At 69.1% G+C, this 13231-nt stretch carries 13 protein-coding genes; 10 read left to right on the top strand and 3 right to left on the bottom strand.

What is annotated here, in order from left to right; genetic code table 11:
- Nucleotides 1-69 precede the first annotated feature (69 nt).
- From OG885_RS20210 to OG885_RS20180, 7 genes are all read left to right on the top strand, one after another.
- Nucleotides 70-1287 (top strand): MFS transporter, encoded by a 1218-nt coding sequence (locus tag OG885_RS20210; protein WP_405733481.1) that lies wholly within the window; start codon nt 70-72, stop codon nt 1285-1287.
- Nucleotides 1238-2413 (top strand): acetoin utilization protein AcuC, encoded by a 1176-nt coding sequence (locus tag OG885_RS20205; RefSeq protein ID WP_405733478.1) that lies wholly within the window; start codon nt 1238-1240, stop codon nt 2411-2413. Before OG885_RS20210 ends, OG885_RS20205 begins: the two co-directional genes overlap by 50 nt.
- 303 nt (nt 2414-2716) lie before the next feature.
- A complete protein-coding gene (locus OG885_RS20200; RefSeq protein ID WP_405733475.1) occupies nt 2717-3532 on the top strand; it encodes a phosphatase in 816 nt (271 codons plus the stop codon).
- 129 nt (nt 3533-3661) lie between these two features.
- Nucleotides 3662-3874 (top strand): helix-turn-helix domain-containing protein, encoded by a 213-nt coding sequence (locus tag OG885_RS20195; protein ID WP_004984898.1) that lies wholly within the window; start codon nt 3662-3664, stop codon nt 3872-3874.
- Between the two features lie 121 nt (nt 3875-3995).
- On the top strand, nt 3996-4094 hold the full coding sequence (locus tag OG885_RS20190) for a 30S ribosomal protein bS22 (protein ID WP_003948845.1): 99 nt from the start codon (nt 3996-3998) through the stop codon (nt 4092-4094).
- A 236-nt stretch (nt 4095-4330) separates the two neighbouring features.
- Nucleotides 4331-5404, top strand: coding sequence for an NAD-dependent epimerase/dehydratase family protein (locus OG885_RS20185; protein WP_399966888.1), 1074 nt, complete (start codon nt 4331-4333; stop codon nt 5402-5404).
- Between the two features lie 14 nt (nt 5405-5418).
- Nucleotides 5419-6477: a lysophospholipid acyltransferase family protein gene (locus tag OG885_RS20180; protein WP_405733471.1), complete on the top strand. Its 1059-nt coding sequence runs from the start codon at nt 5419-5421 to the stop codon at nt 6475-6477.
- A gap of 64 nt (nt 6478-6541) precedes the next feature.
- Here the strand turns inward: OG885_RS20180 and OG885_RS20175 are convergent, their stop codons facing one another.
- The 3 genes from OG885_RS20175 to OG885_RS20165 all read right to left on the bottom strand — a co-directional run bounded on the left by OG885_RS20175 (nt 6542) and on the right by OG885_RS20165 (nt 10089).
- Nucleotides 6542-7774: a DUF5667 domain-containing protein gene (locus OG885_RS20175; RefSeq protein WP_405733468.1), complete on the bottom strand. Its 1233-nt coding sequence runs from the start codon at nt 7772-7774 to the stop codon at nt 6542-6544.
- Between the two features lie 255 nt (nt 7775-8029).
- Nucleotides 8030-8809 carry an ECF subfamily RNA polymerase sigma factor, BldN family gene (locus OG885_RS20170; RefSeq protein ID WP_399966885.1) on the bottom strand — a complete coding sequence of 260 codons (780 nt, stop codon included), beginning with the start codon at nt 8807-8809 and terminating at the stop codon, nt 8030-8032.
- A 359-nt stretch (nt 8810-9168) separates the two neighbouring features.
- Nucleotides 9169-10089 (bottom strand): HAD family phosphatase, encoded by a 921-nt coding sequence (locus tag OG885_RS20165; protein WP_194083959.1) that lies wholly within the window; start codon nt 10087-10089, stop codon nt 9169-9171.
- Between the two features lie 118 nt (nt 10090-10207).
- On the opposite strand from OG885_RS20165, the gene OG885_RS20160 reads away from it, so the two are divergent.
- From OG885_RS20160 to OG885_RS20150, 3 genes are all read left to right on the top strand, one after another.
- Entirely contained in the window at nt 10208-10495 is a 288-nt protein-coding gene (locus OG885_RS20160; protein ID WP_399966884.1) for a glutaredoxin family protein, read from the top strand.
- A gap of 235 nt (nt 10496-10730) precedes the next feature.
- A complete protein-coding gene (locus tag OG885_RS20155; RefSeq protein WP_405733463.1) occupies nt 10731-11504 on the top strand; it encodes a redox-sensing transcriptional repressor Rex in 774 nt (257 codons plus the stop codon).
- Nucleotides 11501-13228, top strand: coding sequence for a glutamyl-tRNA reductase (locus OG885_RS20150; RefSeq protein ID WP_405733460.1), 1728 nt, complete (start codon nt 11501-11503; stop codon nt 13226-13228). The genes OG885_RS20155 and OG885_RS20150 overlap by 4 nt, the downstream gene beginning before the upstream one ends.
- Nucleotides 13229-13231 lie beyond the last annotated feature (3 nt).

Raw genomic sequence — 13231 nt, 5'->3', positions numbered from 1 at the left:
CAAAGCTGAGGGAAATTCATCTTTGGCTGGATCTACCCACGAGTAGTCCGGGGCCCTACGCTCGCCGCCATGACAGATGTGCTGCGGCGCGGTAGGGCCTCGTTGGCGTTCAGCTTCTTTGCGCAGGGGGTCGCCTTTGCTCTGCTGGTGACGCGGATTCCGGCGATCCAGGACCGGTACGGGATCTCCGACGCGCTGCTGCCGGCCTTCCTGGCAGCCGTACCGGTGCTGGCGGGGGTCGGGAGCGTCACGACCGAGAAGGTGGTGAAGCGAATACCGCCGAGTCGGCTGCTGCGCTGGGCCCAGCCGGTCGTGCTGTTGGCGCTGCTCGGGGTCGGGGCCGGGGACGCGATGGTCGAGCTGGCGATCGCGCTGGCCGCCTTCGGTCTCGCGGTGGGTGCGCTGGACGCCTCGATGAACATGCTCGGGGTGAGTCTGCAGCGGGCGTACGGGCGGAGCATCATGCTCAGCTTCCATGCCGTGTTCAGCCTGGGCGGGATCGTGGGCGCCTCGTTGGCGTGGGTGGGGGCGCACTGGGATTTGGCGTTGTTCGTGTCGTATCTGCCGGTGGTCATCGTGCTGCTGCCGGCCGCCTTCGTCGGGAGTCGGTGGTACGTCGACAGCGGTGAGCCCGAGCCGGTGGATGCGCAGGCCGGCGGCGGCGGGGGTGGTGTGGTCTTCAAGGCGCTGCTGCCGCTGTGTCTGGTGATGACCTTCGCGTACATCGGGGACTCGACCGTCTCCAACTGGAGTGCGAAGTATCTGGATGATGTGCTGGGGAGCTCGGAGCAGTTGGCTACCGTGCCATACAACGTCTATATGGTCACCACCCTGATCGGGCGGGGGCTCGGGGACTTCGGGGTGCGGCGGTTCGGGGCCGTGATGGTGGTGCGGGCGGGGGCCGTGGTGGCCGCGATCGGGTTCGCGGTGGTGGCGGTGGCGCCCGGGGCGTGGGTCGGGATGCTCGGGTTCACCTTGCTGGGGCTGGGGCTGTGTGTGCTGGTGCCGCAGACCTTCGCGGCGGCGGGGCGGCTGTTTCCGGGGGCGTCCGATGCGGCTGTCGCTCGGCTCAATGTCTTCAACTATGTGGGGTTTTTGATCGGTTCTCCGTTGGTGGGGGCGCTGGGCGACGCCTGGAGTTATCGCGGGGCGATGCTGGTGCCGATGGTGTTGGTGCTGGTGACGCTTGTGTACGCCCGGTCGTTCGCCGCTCAACCGGACCGATACGGTGGCGGGCATGAGCGGCCGCGCACAGCTGATGTGGGACGAGGCAGTAACGGGCTATGACTTCGGTCCGGAGCATCCGATGGATCCGGTCCGGCTCGCCCTGACCCGGAGCCTGGTGAGGGCCTTCGGGCTGGACCGGGACGTGGAGGTCGTGGCCGCGAAGCCCGCCGGGGAGTCGACGCTGCGGCTCGTGCACCGGGAGGACTACATCGAGGCCGTGAAGGCGGCGTCGGAGAATCCCGGGGCGGCGGACGGGGCGTACGGGATCGGGACGCTGGACGATCCCGCCTTCGCCGGGATGCATGAGGTGTCCGCGCTCATCGCCGGGCAGTCCGTGGGGGCGGCCGAGGCTGTGTGGCGGGGGGATGCGCTGCACGCGGTGAACTTCGCGGGTGGGCTGCATCATGCGATGCCGGGGGGTGCGTCGGGGTTCTGTATTTACAACGACGCCTCGCTGGCGATCGCGCGGTTGTTGGAGCTGGGTGTCGAGCGGGTCGCGTATGTGGATGTCGACGTGCATCACGGGGACGGGGTGCAGGCGGCGTTCTGGGAGGATCCGCGGGTTCTGACGATCTCGCTGCACGAGCATCCGCGGACGTTGTTCCCGCAGACCGGGTGGGCCGAGGAGACCGGGGCGGACGGGGCGGCCGAGGGGAGCGCGGTCAATGTCGCGTTGCCTGCGGGGACCGGGGACGCGGGGTGGTTGCGGGCGTTCCATGCGGTGGTGCCGGAGCTGCTTGCCGAGTTTCGGCCGCAGGTGTTGGTGACGCAGCACGGGGCGGATACGCACTTCGAGGATCCGTTGGCTCATCTGGCGGTGTCGTTGGATGCGCAGCGGGCTGTGCAGGTGGCCTGTCATGAGCTGGCGCACTCGTATGCCGAGGGGCGTTGGGTGGCGTTGGGTGGGGGCGGGTACGCGGTGGTGGAGGTCGTGCCTCGGTCGTGGACGCATCTTGTGGGGATCGCTGCGGGGCGGGAGTTGGCGCCGAAGAGTGTGGTGCCGGAGAGCTGGCGGCAGGAAGTGTTCGCGCGTACGCGGCAGTTGGCGCCCATGCGGATGACTGATGGGCGGTGGCCGGTGGAGTGGGCGGGGTGGGAGGCGGGGTACGACCCTGCGGATCGGCTGGATCAGGCGGTGCTGGCTACTCGGCGGGCGGTGTTTCCGTTGCGGGGGTTGCTGGCGTAGGGCTGGTCAGGGCGGTTGAGTAGGTGGCTGCCCGGTGTGGTGCTGGGCGGGGGTGGGTTTTCGCTTGCCCGCGCTGGCGGGGTGCCGCTGCGCCCACCCGTGCCGCCCCAGCGGCACGACTGCCCGCAGCTACGGAGGAAGGGCGGGTGTGCGTAACTGGGGCGGGTCGCGGTTTGCTGCAGCTGGGGCGGAGGGGCGGGTGGCCGTAGCTAGGTGGGGGCGGTTTTCTTTCTGTTACGCCAACTGTGCGGTGTTTTCCTGTTCCCATGCCGTTCGGCGGTTGCGTCCGTCAGCATCGCTCCCGTGTTGAGCACCGGCGCGTTGCGCGCCCATCTGTTGGCTGCTCGTCTGGCCGGGACCGTGGCTACCTCGCGGGAGGAGAGTCTGCGGAGTTATCGGCTTTTCGCCGCTCGGGATCCTCGGGTGCTGATCGGGCTTGATCCCGAGCAGACCTGGGGGCAGCGGGATTTGATCGAGTTGATGGCCGACAAGTGCGGGGTTTCTGGCGATCCCGGGCATACAACCGGCCATGATGTGATCGATCCTGAGCGGACTCTCATCGCGCTTGACGCCTTCGCTGCTCGGCTCGGTTCTGTCGCGGAGCGTGGCGCCACGGTGTTGCTGGGGACCGGTCATCCGCATCGGCTGCTCGGCTTCTACGCAGGGTTGGCGGACGCGCTGTCGGCGGCGGGATGTACCGTTCTCACCCCAGCGCAGGGTCACTGTGTCGACATAACGACCCGGTTCGGACTACGTACGTACAACCTTGACTACGTACGAGGAGTCGCGCTGGTGCGGGAACCCGGCGAGTTGAGCTCCGGTCGTGCGACCGGCGTGCACACGCACTCGCCGCTGCCGGTTCGGACCGTGCTGGGGGTCGCCGCGGAGCAGGGCATGGGCCTGCCCGAGCTTGTCATCGGGGACCACGGGTGGGTCTGCGGGGCAGGTCAGCTGGGGTTTGAGGCCATTGGGCTGGCCGACACGGATGATCCCGCGTTGTTCGTGGGGGAGGCCGAAGGGGTCGTGTCCGTCGTCGTTCCACTTGATGACGCTGTGCGGTCTGATTACTACCGGCCGCTTACCCGCTACGTACTCAATCGAGCGTGTCTGTCACAGTAGGCCGCCGATGGGTGCACCTCTTCCCCACTCGCATCACCCGCCCCTACATTGGGGAGTGAGCACGCAGCGACGAAGAGTCACCGGAAGGGGAAGCCGGTGGCCGTCGAGTGCGGAAGGTTCAGGTGTGTCATGGCTGCAGCTGGCGAGAGGCCTCTGAACGAGGTTCAGTTCCTTACCGTGGCGGAAGTCGCCTCGGTGATGCGAGTGTCGAAGATGACCGTGTACCGCTTGGTGCACAGCGGTCATCTGCCCGCGATCCGGGTGGGGCGGTCCTTCCGCGTCCCCGAGCAAGCGGTTCACGAGTACCTTCGCGAGAGTTATGTGGGGGTGGAAACCGCCTGATCATCGGTCGGCGACGCCCTCGATTACGACCTCAGCGCTCGGGCGGGTAGGCTGGCCCCTTGTAGGTCGTATGGGCCCATGGCGCCCAGCACCGAGTGATGAGAAGTGAGCGAGGGTAGTCGTGGGCTCTGTTATCAAGAAGCGGCGCAAGCGGATGGCCAAGAAGAAGCACCGCAAGCTGCTCAAGCGCACGCGCGTTCAGCGTCGCAACAAGAAGTAAGCGGCGCTGCGCAGGCAGTGTGACTGTGGCCCCCCACCACACCCGGTGGGGGGCCACACGCGTACCCGGAGTGCACCACTCCTTCACATGGCCTGGTCTGGTCGTACGACTGTGGATGTCGTCACTTCGAGCATTGGGCGGTCATCACAGCGCAACATCGACCCGCTAGGTTGGCCGCAGACGGGGAACGCGGCAGGGTACGCAGGGGGACGAGTGCGGGAAGGAAGGCGCTGATCTTGGGCAAGGTCGTGCTCGTGACCGGAGTGGCCCGTCAACTGGGGGGCCGGTTCGTCCGACGCATCCAGCGTGACCCGCGGGTGGACCGGGTGATCGCCGTAGACGCCGTGCCGCCCGAGCACCATCTGGGCGGTGCCGACTTCATCCAGGCCGACATCCGGCAGCCGACCATCGCGCGCGTGCTGGCCGAGACGGCCGCCGACACCGTCGTACACCTGGATGTGACGGCGATGGCGCTCGGCAGTGGCAGCCGGACCACGGTCAAGGAGACCAACGTCATCGGCACCATGCAGCTGCTCGGTGCCTGTCAGAAGTCGCCGACGGTCAAGCGGCTGGTGGTGAAGTCCAGTACGAACGTGTACGGGTCGGCGCCCCGTGATCCCGCCGTCTTCACCGAGACCACCCCGCCCAAGTCCCTGCCCAGCGGCGGGTTCGCCAAGGACGCCGTCGAGGTCGAGGGTTATGTGCGCGGGTTCGCGCGGCGGCGGCCCGATGTGGCCGTGTGTGTGCTGCGGTTCGCGAACATCCTCGGGCCGAGCGCGGACACGCCGCTCGCCTCGTACTTCTCGCTGCCGGTCCTGCCGACCGTGTTCGGGTACGACCCCCGGTTGCAGTTCGTCCATGAGGACGACGTGATCGAGGTGTTGCGCATCGGCTCGCACGAGCCGGAGCGGGGCACGCTCAACAGCGGCACCTTCAACATCGCCGGCGACGGGGTGCTGCTGCTCTCGCAGTGCTCGCGGCGGCTCGGGCGGCCGACCGTGCCGCTGCTGCTGCCTGCCGTCACCTGGGCGGGCTCGCTGGTCCGTACGCTGGGCGTGACGGACTTCTCGCCCGAGCAGATCCGGCTGCTGACCCATGGCCGGGTCGTGTCGACGGTCCAGATGCGGGAGACGCTCGGCTTCCGGCCGAAGTACACGACGGCGGAGACCTTCGCGGACTTCGCGCGGGTCCGTGGGCCCGGGCTGCTGCCGCCGGAGGCCCTCGCGGGGGCCGTCGACCGGATCGCCGCGCTGCCCGCCCTGGGCGGCGGCCATCTTCCGAGCCAGCCCCCGACGCAGAGCGCCAACTGAGGAGCGCATCAACGATGGCGGACGCCAAGGTCATTCCGTTCGACGACGACAGGTCTCGCGGGGCTGCCGTGCAGCGGCCGGCGCGGCGGCGCGGTGCGGGGAGCCGGCGCAAGGAGTCCTCGCTGGTCCGTGAGGTCCAACCCCTGCCCAGCAGGGCGCCGGCGCAGGATGATGTTCCTGTGACGCGTGAGGAACAGCCGCCGCCGGTCGGGCCGCAGGACGAGGACGGTGCCGGTGGTATCGAGCGGCGTATCGCCGGTGGGCTGTCGTTCCTGCGCCGCCGTCTCACCGGGGACTACGACGTCGACGACTTCGGTTACGACGAGGAGTTGACCGACCAGGTCCTGATGTCGCTGCTGCGGCCGGTGTACGAGAAGTACTTCCGGGTCGAGGTGAAGGGCATCGAGAACATCCCGGCGGAGGGCGGCGCGCTGATCGTCGCCAACCACTCGGGGACGCTGCCGCTGGACGGCCTGATGATGCAGGTCGCCGTCCACGACAACCATCCCGCGGGCCGGCATCTGCGCCTCCTGGCCGCGGACCTGGTCTTCATGCTGCCGGTGGTGAACGAGCTGGCCCGCAAGCTCGGCCACACGCTGGCCTGCGCGGAGGACGCCGAACGCCTCCTCGGACAGGGCGAGTTGGTCGGGGTCATGCCGGAGGGCTTCAAGGGCATCGGCAAGCCGTTCAGCGAGCGCTACAAACTCCAGCGCTTCGGCCGCGGCGGCTTCGTCTCGACGGCCCTGCGCAACGGTGCCCCGATCATCCCGTGCTCGATCGTGGGCGCTGAGGAGATCTATCCGATGATCGGCAACGCCAAGACCTTGGCCCGTCTTCTCGGCTTCCCGTACTTCCCGTTGACGCCGACCTTCCCGTGGCTCGGGCCGCTCGGCGCGATCCCGCTGCCGACGAAGTGGACGATCCAGTTCGGCGAGCCGATCCACACGGACGGCTATCCGCCGGAGGCGGCGGAGGACCCGATGCTGATGTTCAACCTGACGGACCAGGTACGGGAGCAGATCCAGCACACGCTCTACAAGCTGCTGGTGCAGCGGCGGTCGGTGTTCTTCTAGTCGGTGATACGACAGTGGGGGCGCCCTTCTCAGGAAGGGCGCCCCCACAGTCGTACTGGCGTCTCTAGCTTGCGTCTTCTTCGTTGATGCCCAGGCCGGGCAGGAGGCCGGGGAGGAGGGGTGGGAGGGTGACGTCCGGCTCGGTGGATGGGGTGGCGGTGGGGGTGGAGGTGCTGGTGCCGGTCTCCGGGGGGTCCAGGAGGCCGCCGGTGTTGCCGCCCAGCAGGCCGTCCTCGCTGCCGGACGAGGCGGAGTGGCTGGGGCTGCCGGAGCCGGTGCCCGCGCCGTCGGATGTGTCGCTGCCCTTGCTCGGGGCCGTCGAGCGGTCGGAGCCGGAGGTGCCCGTGGACGCCGTACCGGAGCCGCCCTGTCTGTTGCCCGTGCCGCCGCCCTGGGCGGGGGGTTGGGGGAGCAGGGACTGGAGCGGCGCGACCTCTTCGTCTATGGCGTCGAACACCGACGACACCTGCTGACTGACGTCGCCCAGCTGGACCGGGAGGCGGTCGCGGAGGGCGCCCCAGACCTCGCGGTGCGAGCGCGAGAAGGAGGACAGGGCCTGGATGGGGCCGAGGGAGCCCGGGTCGCGTTCGTACGCCTCGTGCAGCAGACGGTGGCCTTCCGAGGCGTCGTGCTGCATACCGAACAGCGCGCGGCGGATCTCGCCCAGCGACTCGTGGTCCAGTTGGCCGCCGCGGTCGCGGTCCATCAGCCGACGGGCCTCGTTGAGCCGCGTGGAGGCCTGGTCGAGATAGGCCTCGCCGCGCTCGTCGTCCCCGTCGGACAGGTAGTTGAGCTTGAAGTCCTCGATGCCGCGTTTGAGGCCGTAGAGCGAGTCGCCGGGGAGGGCGTCCGAGCTGGCCGCCGCGACCCCGCCGAAGGCTCCCGCGGCCACGCCGACGCTGAGCCCGCCGGCGGCGAGGCCCTTGGTGAGCCGGGAACGCGGTCGTAGCTTGCCCAGTCCGGTTGCCCGGTGGGCGCCTCGCGCGCGATGCGAGCGCTGCTCGGGCACCGCGTTGCCTGCCTCGCCCCCGACGGTGCCCTCTTGGAGCATGGCCTCGAACGCTGCCACCAGCTGGGCCCGCTGGACGACCTTGACCTCGGGATCCAGCTCCGGCTTCGGCAGCTCGCCGAGACATTCCGCGAGGGCCAGCATGCGGCCGCTCCCGGTCTGTTCGGCGGCGGCCGGGTCGGGCGCCGGTCCTTCGGCCTCTTGGGCCGCCGTGCCCCGGTCGGACTCGTCCTCCAGGGCCTGGGCGAAGGCGTTCGCCCGCCGGTGCGCCGATACGTTCGCGATCACTGGCGGCACCTCCTCTCGTCATGACGGTCGACTCCCCAGGGGGTCCTGAGGGTTGCACGCCCTGACCGCATGCACACGATCGAGTGATCGAAGTCGGCCAGGGAGTGACCACAGGGAGCCTGCATCCCGCACAACGAGCGGCGCGGCACTTGGGTTACGGACTGCGGATGATCGGATCGCGAAGTCAACAGACTTTAACTGACCGTGAGTTGGGTGTCGCGGAAAGTGGCGGAGCGTGGCGGACGGCGCCCGGGGTCAGCGGGCGTCTTCCGGCAGAAGCCGGGCGAGGGTGCGGACGGCCCGGTACTGGAGGGTCTTGATCGCGCCCTCGTTCTTGCCCATCACGCGCGCGGTCTCGGCGACGGACAGGCCCTGGAGGAAGCGGAGCGTCACGCACTCCTGCTGCTGCGGGTTTAGCCGGCGTACGGCGTCGAGGAGCGCGGCGTTGGAGAGGGACTCCAGGACGGAGTCCTCCGGGGAGCGCTCGACCTCGTTGGCGTCGAGCATCTCGCCGGTGGTCACCTCCAGCCGGAAGCGGCTCGACTTGAAGTGGTCGGCGACGAGGTTGCGGGCGATGGTGACGAGCCACGCGCCGAAGTCACGGCCCTGCCAGGTGAAGGTGCCGATCCTTCTGAGCGCCCGCAGGAACGTCTCGCTGGTGAGGTCCTCGGCGGTCGCCTTTCCGCCCACGCGGTAATAGATGTACCGGTAGACGGTGTCGCTGTACTGGTCGTAGAGCCGCCCGAACGCGTCGGCCTCGCCGGCCTGGGCGCGCTCCACGAGGTCCATCATCCGGGCGCTGTCGCTGTCCGCGGCGGGACGGCGGGCGGTAGTGGTGGTGGCCGCGCCGGCCGAGCGTCCCCTTCTGCCGACGGCCGCGCTGCTCTCGGCCAGTGCGTAGCACGGGCCGGTTGGTGCGGTGGCTACGGCAAGGGCGGGGACGGCGTACGCGGTGGGGACGAAGCGCATGAGGTTGTTGACCGTCGCGCGCAGCGTAGCCAGGCCCGAGGCGTCAACCCCGACGTGTGAGTACACGGGACTCCCAGAGGCAGAGCTTCCATCACGTGCAGTACGGGACCGTTCACCCGTCGTAGCGACGGAGGGGTACCGGATTGCGTCTGAGGAGAATAACGCTTCGTGCAGGCACTGCTACACCCAGTTGCTCTATTCATCGATTACGTCGCTTCTGTAACCGATTGATGCCCTCTCAAGTACCGCAGAGTGACCGGTTGTTGATCGATTGAGATCGAGTTCCGGTCAGGGTCGGGGCGTGTTGTGGCCGTGTGCCGACAAGACGACTGGAGGGAGGGGCTGGGGGGTAATGGTTGTGTTTTGGGTGCGGGCGCGTCGTGGCTTGTCGCGCAGTTCCCCGCGCCCCCAAAAGCAAAGGCCCTTTAGCGGCGGCGGCGATGCAGCGCGATCGCTGCTGCTGTGCCGCCTGCTACCGCGCCTACCCCCGCTGCCGCCGGGATGCCCACCTTCGCGGCCTTCCTGCCGGTGCGGTAATCGCGCAGGCGCCAGTCCAGTTGGCGGGCGTGCTTGCGCAGTTTTGTGTCCGGGTTGATCGCGTAGGGGTGGCCGACCAGGGAGAGCATGGGGATGTCGTTGTGGCTGTCGCTGTAGGCGGCGCAGCGGGAGAGGTCCAGGCCCTCCGCGGAGGCCAACGCGCGTACGGCTTCCGCCTTTGCGGGGCCGTGCAGCGGTTCGCCGACCAGCTTGCCGGTGTAGACGCCGTCCACCGATTCCGCGACCGTGCCCAGCGCGCCGGTCAGGCCGAGGCGGCGGGCGATCACCTGGGCGATCTCCACGGGGGCCGCCGTGACGAGCCACACCTTCTGGCCCGCGTCCAGGTGGGCCTGGGCGAGGGCGCGGGTGCCGGGCCAGATCCGCTCGGCCATGTACTCGTCGTAGATCTCCTCGCCGATGGACATCAACTCGGAGACGCGGTGGCCCTGGACGATGGAGAGGGCCGAGTCGCGGGCCTCCTGCATGTGCTCGGGGTCCTCGATGCCGGCCAGCCTGAACCAGGCCTGCTGCCAGGCGAACTTGGCGAGGTCGCGGGTCTCGAAGAACTTCCGCTTGTACAGGCCCCGGCCGAAGTGGAAGAGCGAGGCGCCCTGCATCACCGTGTTGTCGAGGTCGAAGAAGGCGGCTGCCTTGTCGTCGCCGAGTACCGGGAACTCCGGTTCCGGGGTGGAGGTCTCCTCGACCTCCTGTGACGACTTGCGCGCGGCCTCCGCCGAGGCCTCGCCTGCCAACACGCTCCGCGCCGTGGCGGAGCGCCTACGGGGAGTGAGCCATCCGAGAGCGGCCATGGCGTGAGCATAGCCAGTCTGTTCGGTGGTTCCGGAGTCGAGAGGTTTGGAGGGTGTGAACTCTCCGCGACTCCACCGTTAAAGGACTGCTCGCGGGCGGGTCGAGGGGCGCGGGACAATGGCCGGTATGAGTCCACTTTTCCGTCGCAAGCCGTCCGTGGCGCCCCAGGATCGGCTGGTCACCCTCATTCGCAAGCCCGGTTGTCATCTGTGTGATGACGCACAGCTCGTGGTGGAGAGGGTGTGCGGCGAGGTCGGCGCGCGGTGGGAGCAGAAGGACATCTCCACTGATCAGACGCTGCACGACCAGTACTGGGAGCAGATTCCGGTCGTACTCGTCGACGGTGAACAGCACACGTTCTGGCGGGTGAACGAAGATCGGCTGCGCAAGGCACTGACCGAGTAGTCCAAACGATCCGCAAACTCGCTTAGGATCGTTGGCGGCTTGGCCTCGGGGGTGGGATTCGTGAGGAGAGTGACCCGTTTTGCCCCCGAGACTGCAGTGCGTGACCCCGGTCACGTTGGCCGGGCAAATCGGACACCATCTTTGTGCACGCGTTCACAAAGACATAGCCTGCTTTCGACGGGGCGGTCTAGGTACGTGTGACCGCCTGCAGCCCCGCTCTACCCGCAGGAGCACCGTGGCAACTGGCCGAACTCACCGACCGGCGACCCGTAGCCGAGGGATTCCCGAGGCCACCGTCGCCAGGCTTCCGCTGTACCTCCGCGCGCTGACCGCACTGTCGGAGCGCTCGGTCCCCACGGTCTCCTCCGAGGAGCTCGCGGCCGCGGCGGGCGTCAACTCCGCGAAGCTGCGCAAGGATTTCTCCTACCTCGGTTCTTACGGAACGCGTGGTGTCGGGTACGACGTCGAGTATCTCGTCTACCAGATCTCCCGCGAACTGGGGCTGACCCAGGACTGGCCGGTCGTCATCGTCGGTATCGGCAACCTCGGCGCCGCCCTCGCCAATTACGGCGGGTTCGCCTCCCGTGGCTTCCGGGTCGCCGCGCTCATCGACGCCGACCCGGCCATGGCCGGGAAGCCCGTCGCCGGGATCCCCGTGCAGCACTCCGATGATCTGGAGAAGATCATCGAGGACAACGGGGTGAGCATCGGTGTCATCGCGACCCCCGCCGGTGCCGCCCAGCCGGTCTGCGACCGGCTCGTGGCCGCCGGTGTCACCTCCATCCTGAACTTCGCGCCGACCGTGCTGTCCGTTCCGGACGGCGTCGACGTGCGCAAGGTGGACCTGTCGATCGAGCTGCAGATCCTCGCCTTCCACGAGCAGCGCAAGGCCGGTGAGGAGGCCGCCGCCGGGAACGACGGGGGAGCTCCGGCCGTCGCCGCGCGCGGTGAGTCCGCCTCGGCCGACAAAGGACCCGACGGGGACGTACCCGCCGTGATGCCGGCATGAGTCTCCTCGTCGTAGGGCTGAGCCATCGCAGCGCTCCGGTCAGCGTGCTGGAGCGGGCGGCGCTGAACGCCGACGCCCAGATCAAGCTGCTCCAGGACACGGTCGCCGCGGAGCCGGCCGCCGAGGCCGCGGTGCTCGCCACCTGCAACCGCATCGAGCTGTACGCCGACGTCGACAAGTTCCACGCCGGTGTCGCCGAGCTGTCCACGCTGCTCGCCCAGCACAGCGGGGTGGGGCTGGAGGAGCTCACTCCCTATCTGTATGTGCACTACGAGGACCGGGCGGTTCACCACCTGTTCTCCGTCGCCTGCGGACTCGACTCCATGGTCGTCGGCGAGGGGCAGATCCTCGGGCAGATCAAGGACTCGCTGGCCAAGGCGCAGGATCTGCACACCGCCGGACGGCTGCTCAACGATCTTTTCCAGCAGGCGCTGCGGGTCGGCAAGCGGGCGCACTCCGAGACCGGGATCGACCGGGCCGGGCAGTCGCTGGTGACGTTCGGCCTTGAGCAGCTTGCCTCCGGCGGTGAGGTCGCGGACTGGGCCCGGGGGAAGACGGCGCTGGTCATCGGGGCCGGGTCGATGTCCTCGCTGGCCGCGGCGACGCTGGTGCGTGCCGGGGTCGGTGAGGTGGTCGTCGCCAACCGGACCGCCGAGCGGGCCTCGCGGCTGGTCGAGATTCTCAATGAGGGCGCCTCTTCCGACTTGGTTGTTGGGGACGTGCTGGCCCGCGCGGTACCGATGGATGCGGTGCCGGGCGAGCTGACACGTGCCGATGTTGTGGTGTCCTGTACGGGGGCGACGGGGCTGGTGCTCACCGGGGAGGCCGTTGCGGCCGCTGTGGGTGGGCGGGTGCCGGACGTGGAGGTCGCGCGGCCCGGCGCCGGCGGGGTGCCGTCTGCGCCCACCCGTGCGGTCCAAGCGGCACGACTGCCCGCAGACCAGACGGGGTCGGCTGACGAGAACTGTCCGCTTGATCTGAACGCCGTCCAGGCCACCCCCGGCTTCTCCGTGCTCGGTGAAGCCGCTGTCGCCGGGATGGGCGCCGCCGAGCTCGAGCAGCATGCCGCCTGGGTGGACAACGCCCCGCGGCCGCAGACTTCCGTCGCTGTCGACGAGGCCGGGGCCATTGCCGCCCTGGTCGCGACCGTCGCCACCGTCGGGCGGATTCCCGAGCGGCGTCGGCCGGAGCCCATCGCCGCGGGGCCGCAGCCCGTGCTCTTCCTGCTCGACCTCGCCATGCCCCGCGACATCGACGCCGCCGTCCACCGGATCGCCGGGGTACGGCTCGTCGACATCGAGTCGCTGGCCGAGGCTTCCGCCGACGCTCCCATGGCCGCCGACGTCGACCAGGTGCGGCGGATCGTCGCCGACGAGGTGGCCGCGTTCGGGGCCGCGCTGCGGGCCGCGCACATCACGCCCACCGTCGTCGCGCTGCGCACCATGGCCGCCGATGTGGTGGCCGGGGAGATGGCCCGGCTGGAGGGGCGCCTCCCGGGGCTCGACGACAAGCACCGCAGCGAGATCACACAGACGGTGAAGCGCGTGGTGGACAAGCTGCTCCACGCACCGACCGTACGGGTCAAGCAGCTCGCGGCCGAGCCCGGCGGTGCCGGGTACGCGGACGCGCTGCGGACCCTGTTCGACCTCGACCCGGAGACGGTGGCCGCCGTCTCCCGGGCCGAGGACAGCAACACCAATGAGAAAGACCGAGGGCCGGCATGAGCG

This window comes from Streptomyces sp. NBC_00028, assembly GCF_045041065.1.
Taxonomy (GTDB): domain Bacteria; phylum Actinomycetota; class Actinomycetes; order Streptomycetales; family Streptomycetaceae; genus Streptomyces.
Note: the sequence above shows the minus strand (reverse complement) of the source record. Positions and strands in the feature narration are given on the sequence as shown.

Coding starts and splice junctions, on each gene's coding strand:
- OG885_RS20165 (WP_194083959.1), bottom strand. CDS start 10,089: ATGGCCGCTCTCGGATGGCTCACTCCCCGTAGGCGCTCCGCCACGGCG.
- OG885_RS20195 (WP_004984898.1), top strand. CDS start 3,662: ATGGCTGCAGCTGGCGAGAGGCCTCTGAACGAGGTTCAGTTCCTTACC.
- OG885_RS20160 (WP_399966884.1), top strand. CDS start 10,208: ATGGCCGGTATGAGTCCACTTTTCCGTCGCAAGCCGTCCGTGGCGCCC.
- OG885_RS20150 (WP_405733460.1), top strand. CDS start 11,501: ATGAGTCTCCTCGTCGTAGGGCTGAGCCATCGCAGCGCTCCGGTCAGC.
- OG885_RS20180 (WP_405733471.1), top strand. CDS start 5,419: ATGGCGGACGCCAAGGTCATTCCGTTCGACGACGACAGGTCTCGCGGG.
- OG885_RS20210 (WP_405733481.1), top strand. CDS start 70: ATGACAGATGTGCTGCGGCGCGGTAGGGCCTCGTTGGCGTTCAGCTTC.
- OG885_RS20205 (WP_405733478.1), top strand. CDS start 1,238: ATGAGCGGCCGCGCACAGCTGATGTGGGACGAGGCAGTAACGGGCTAT.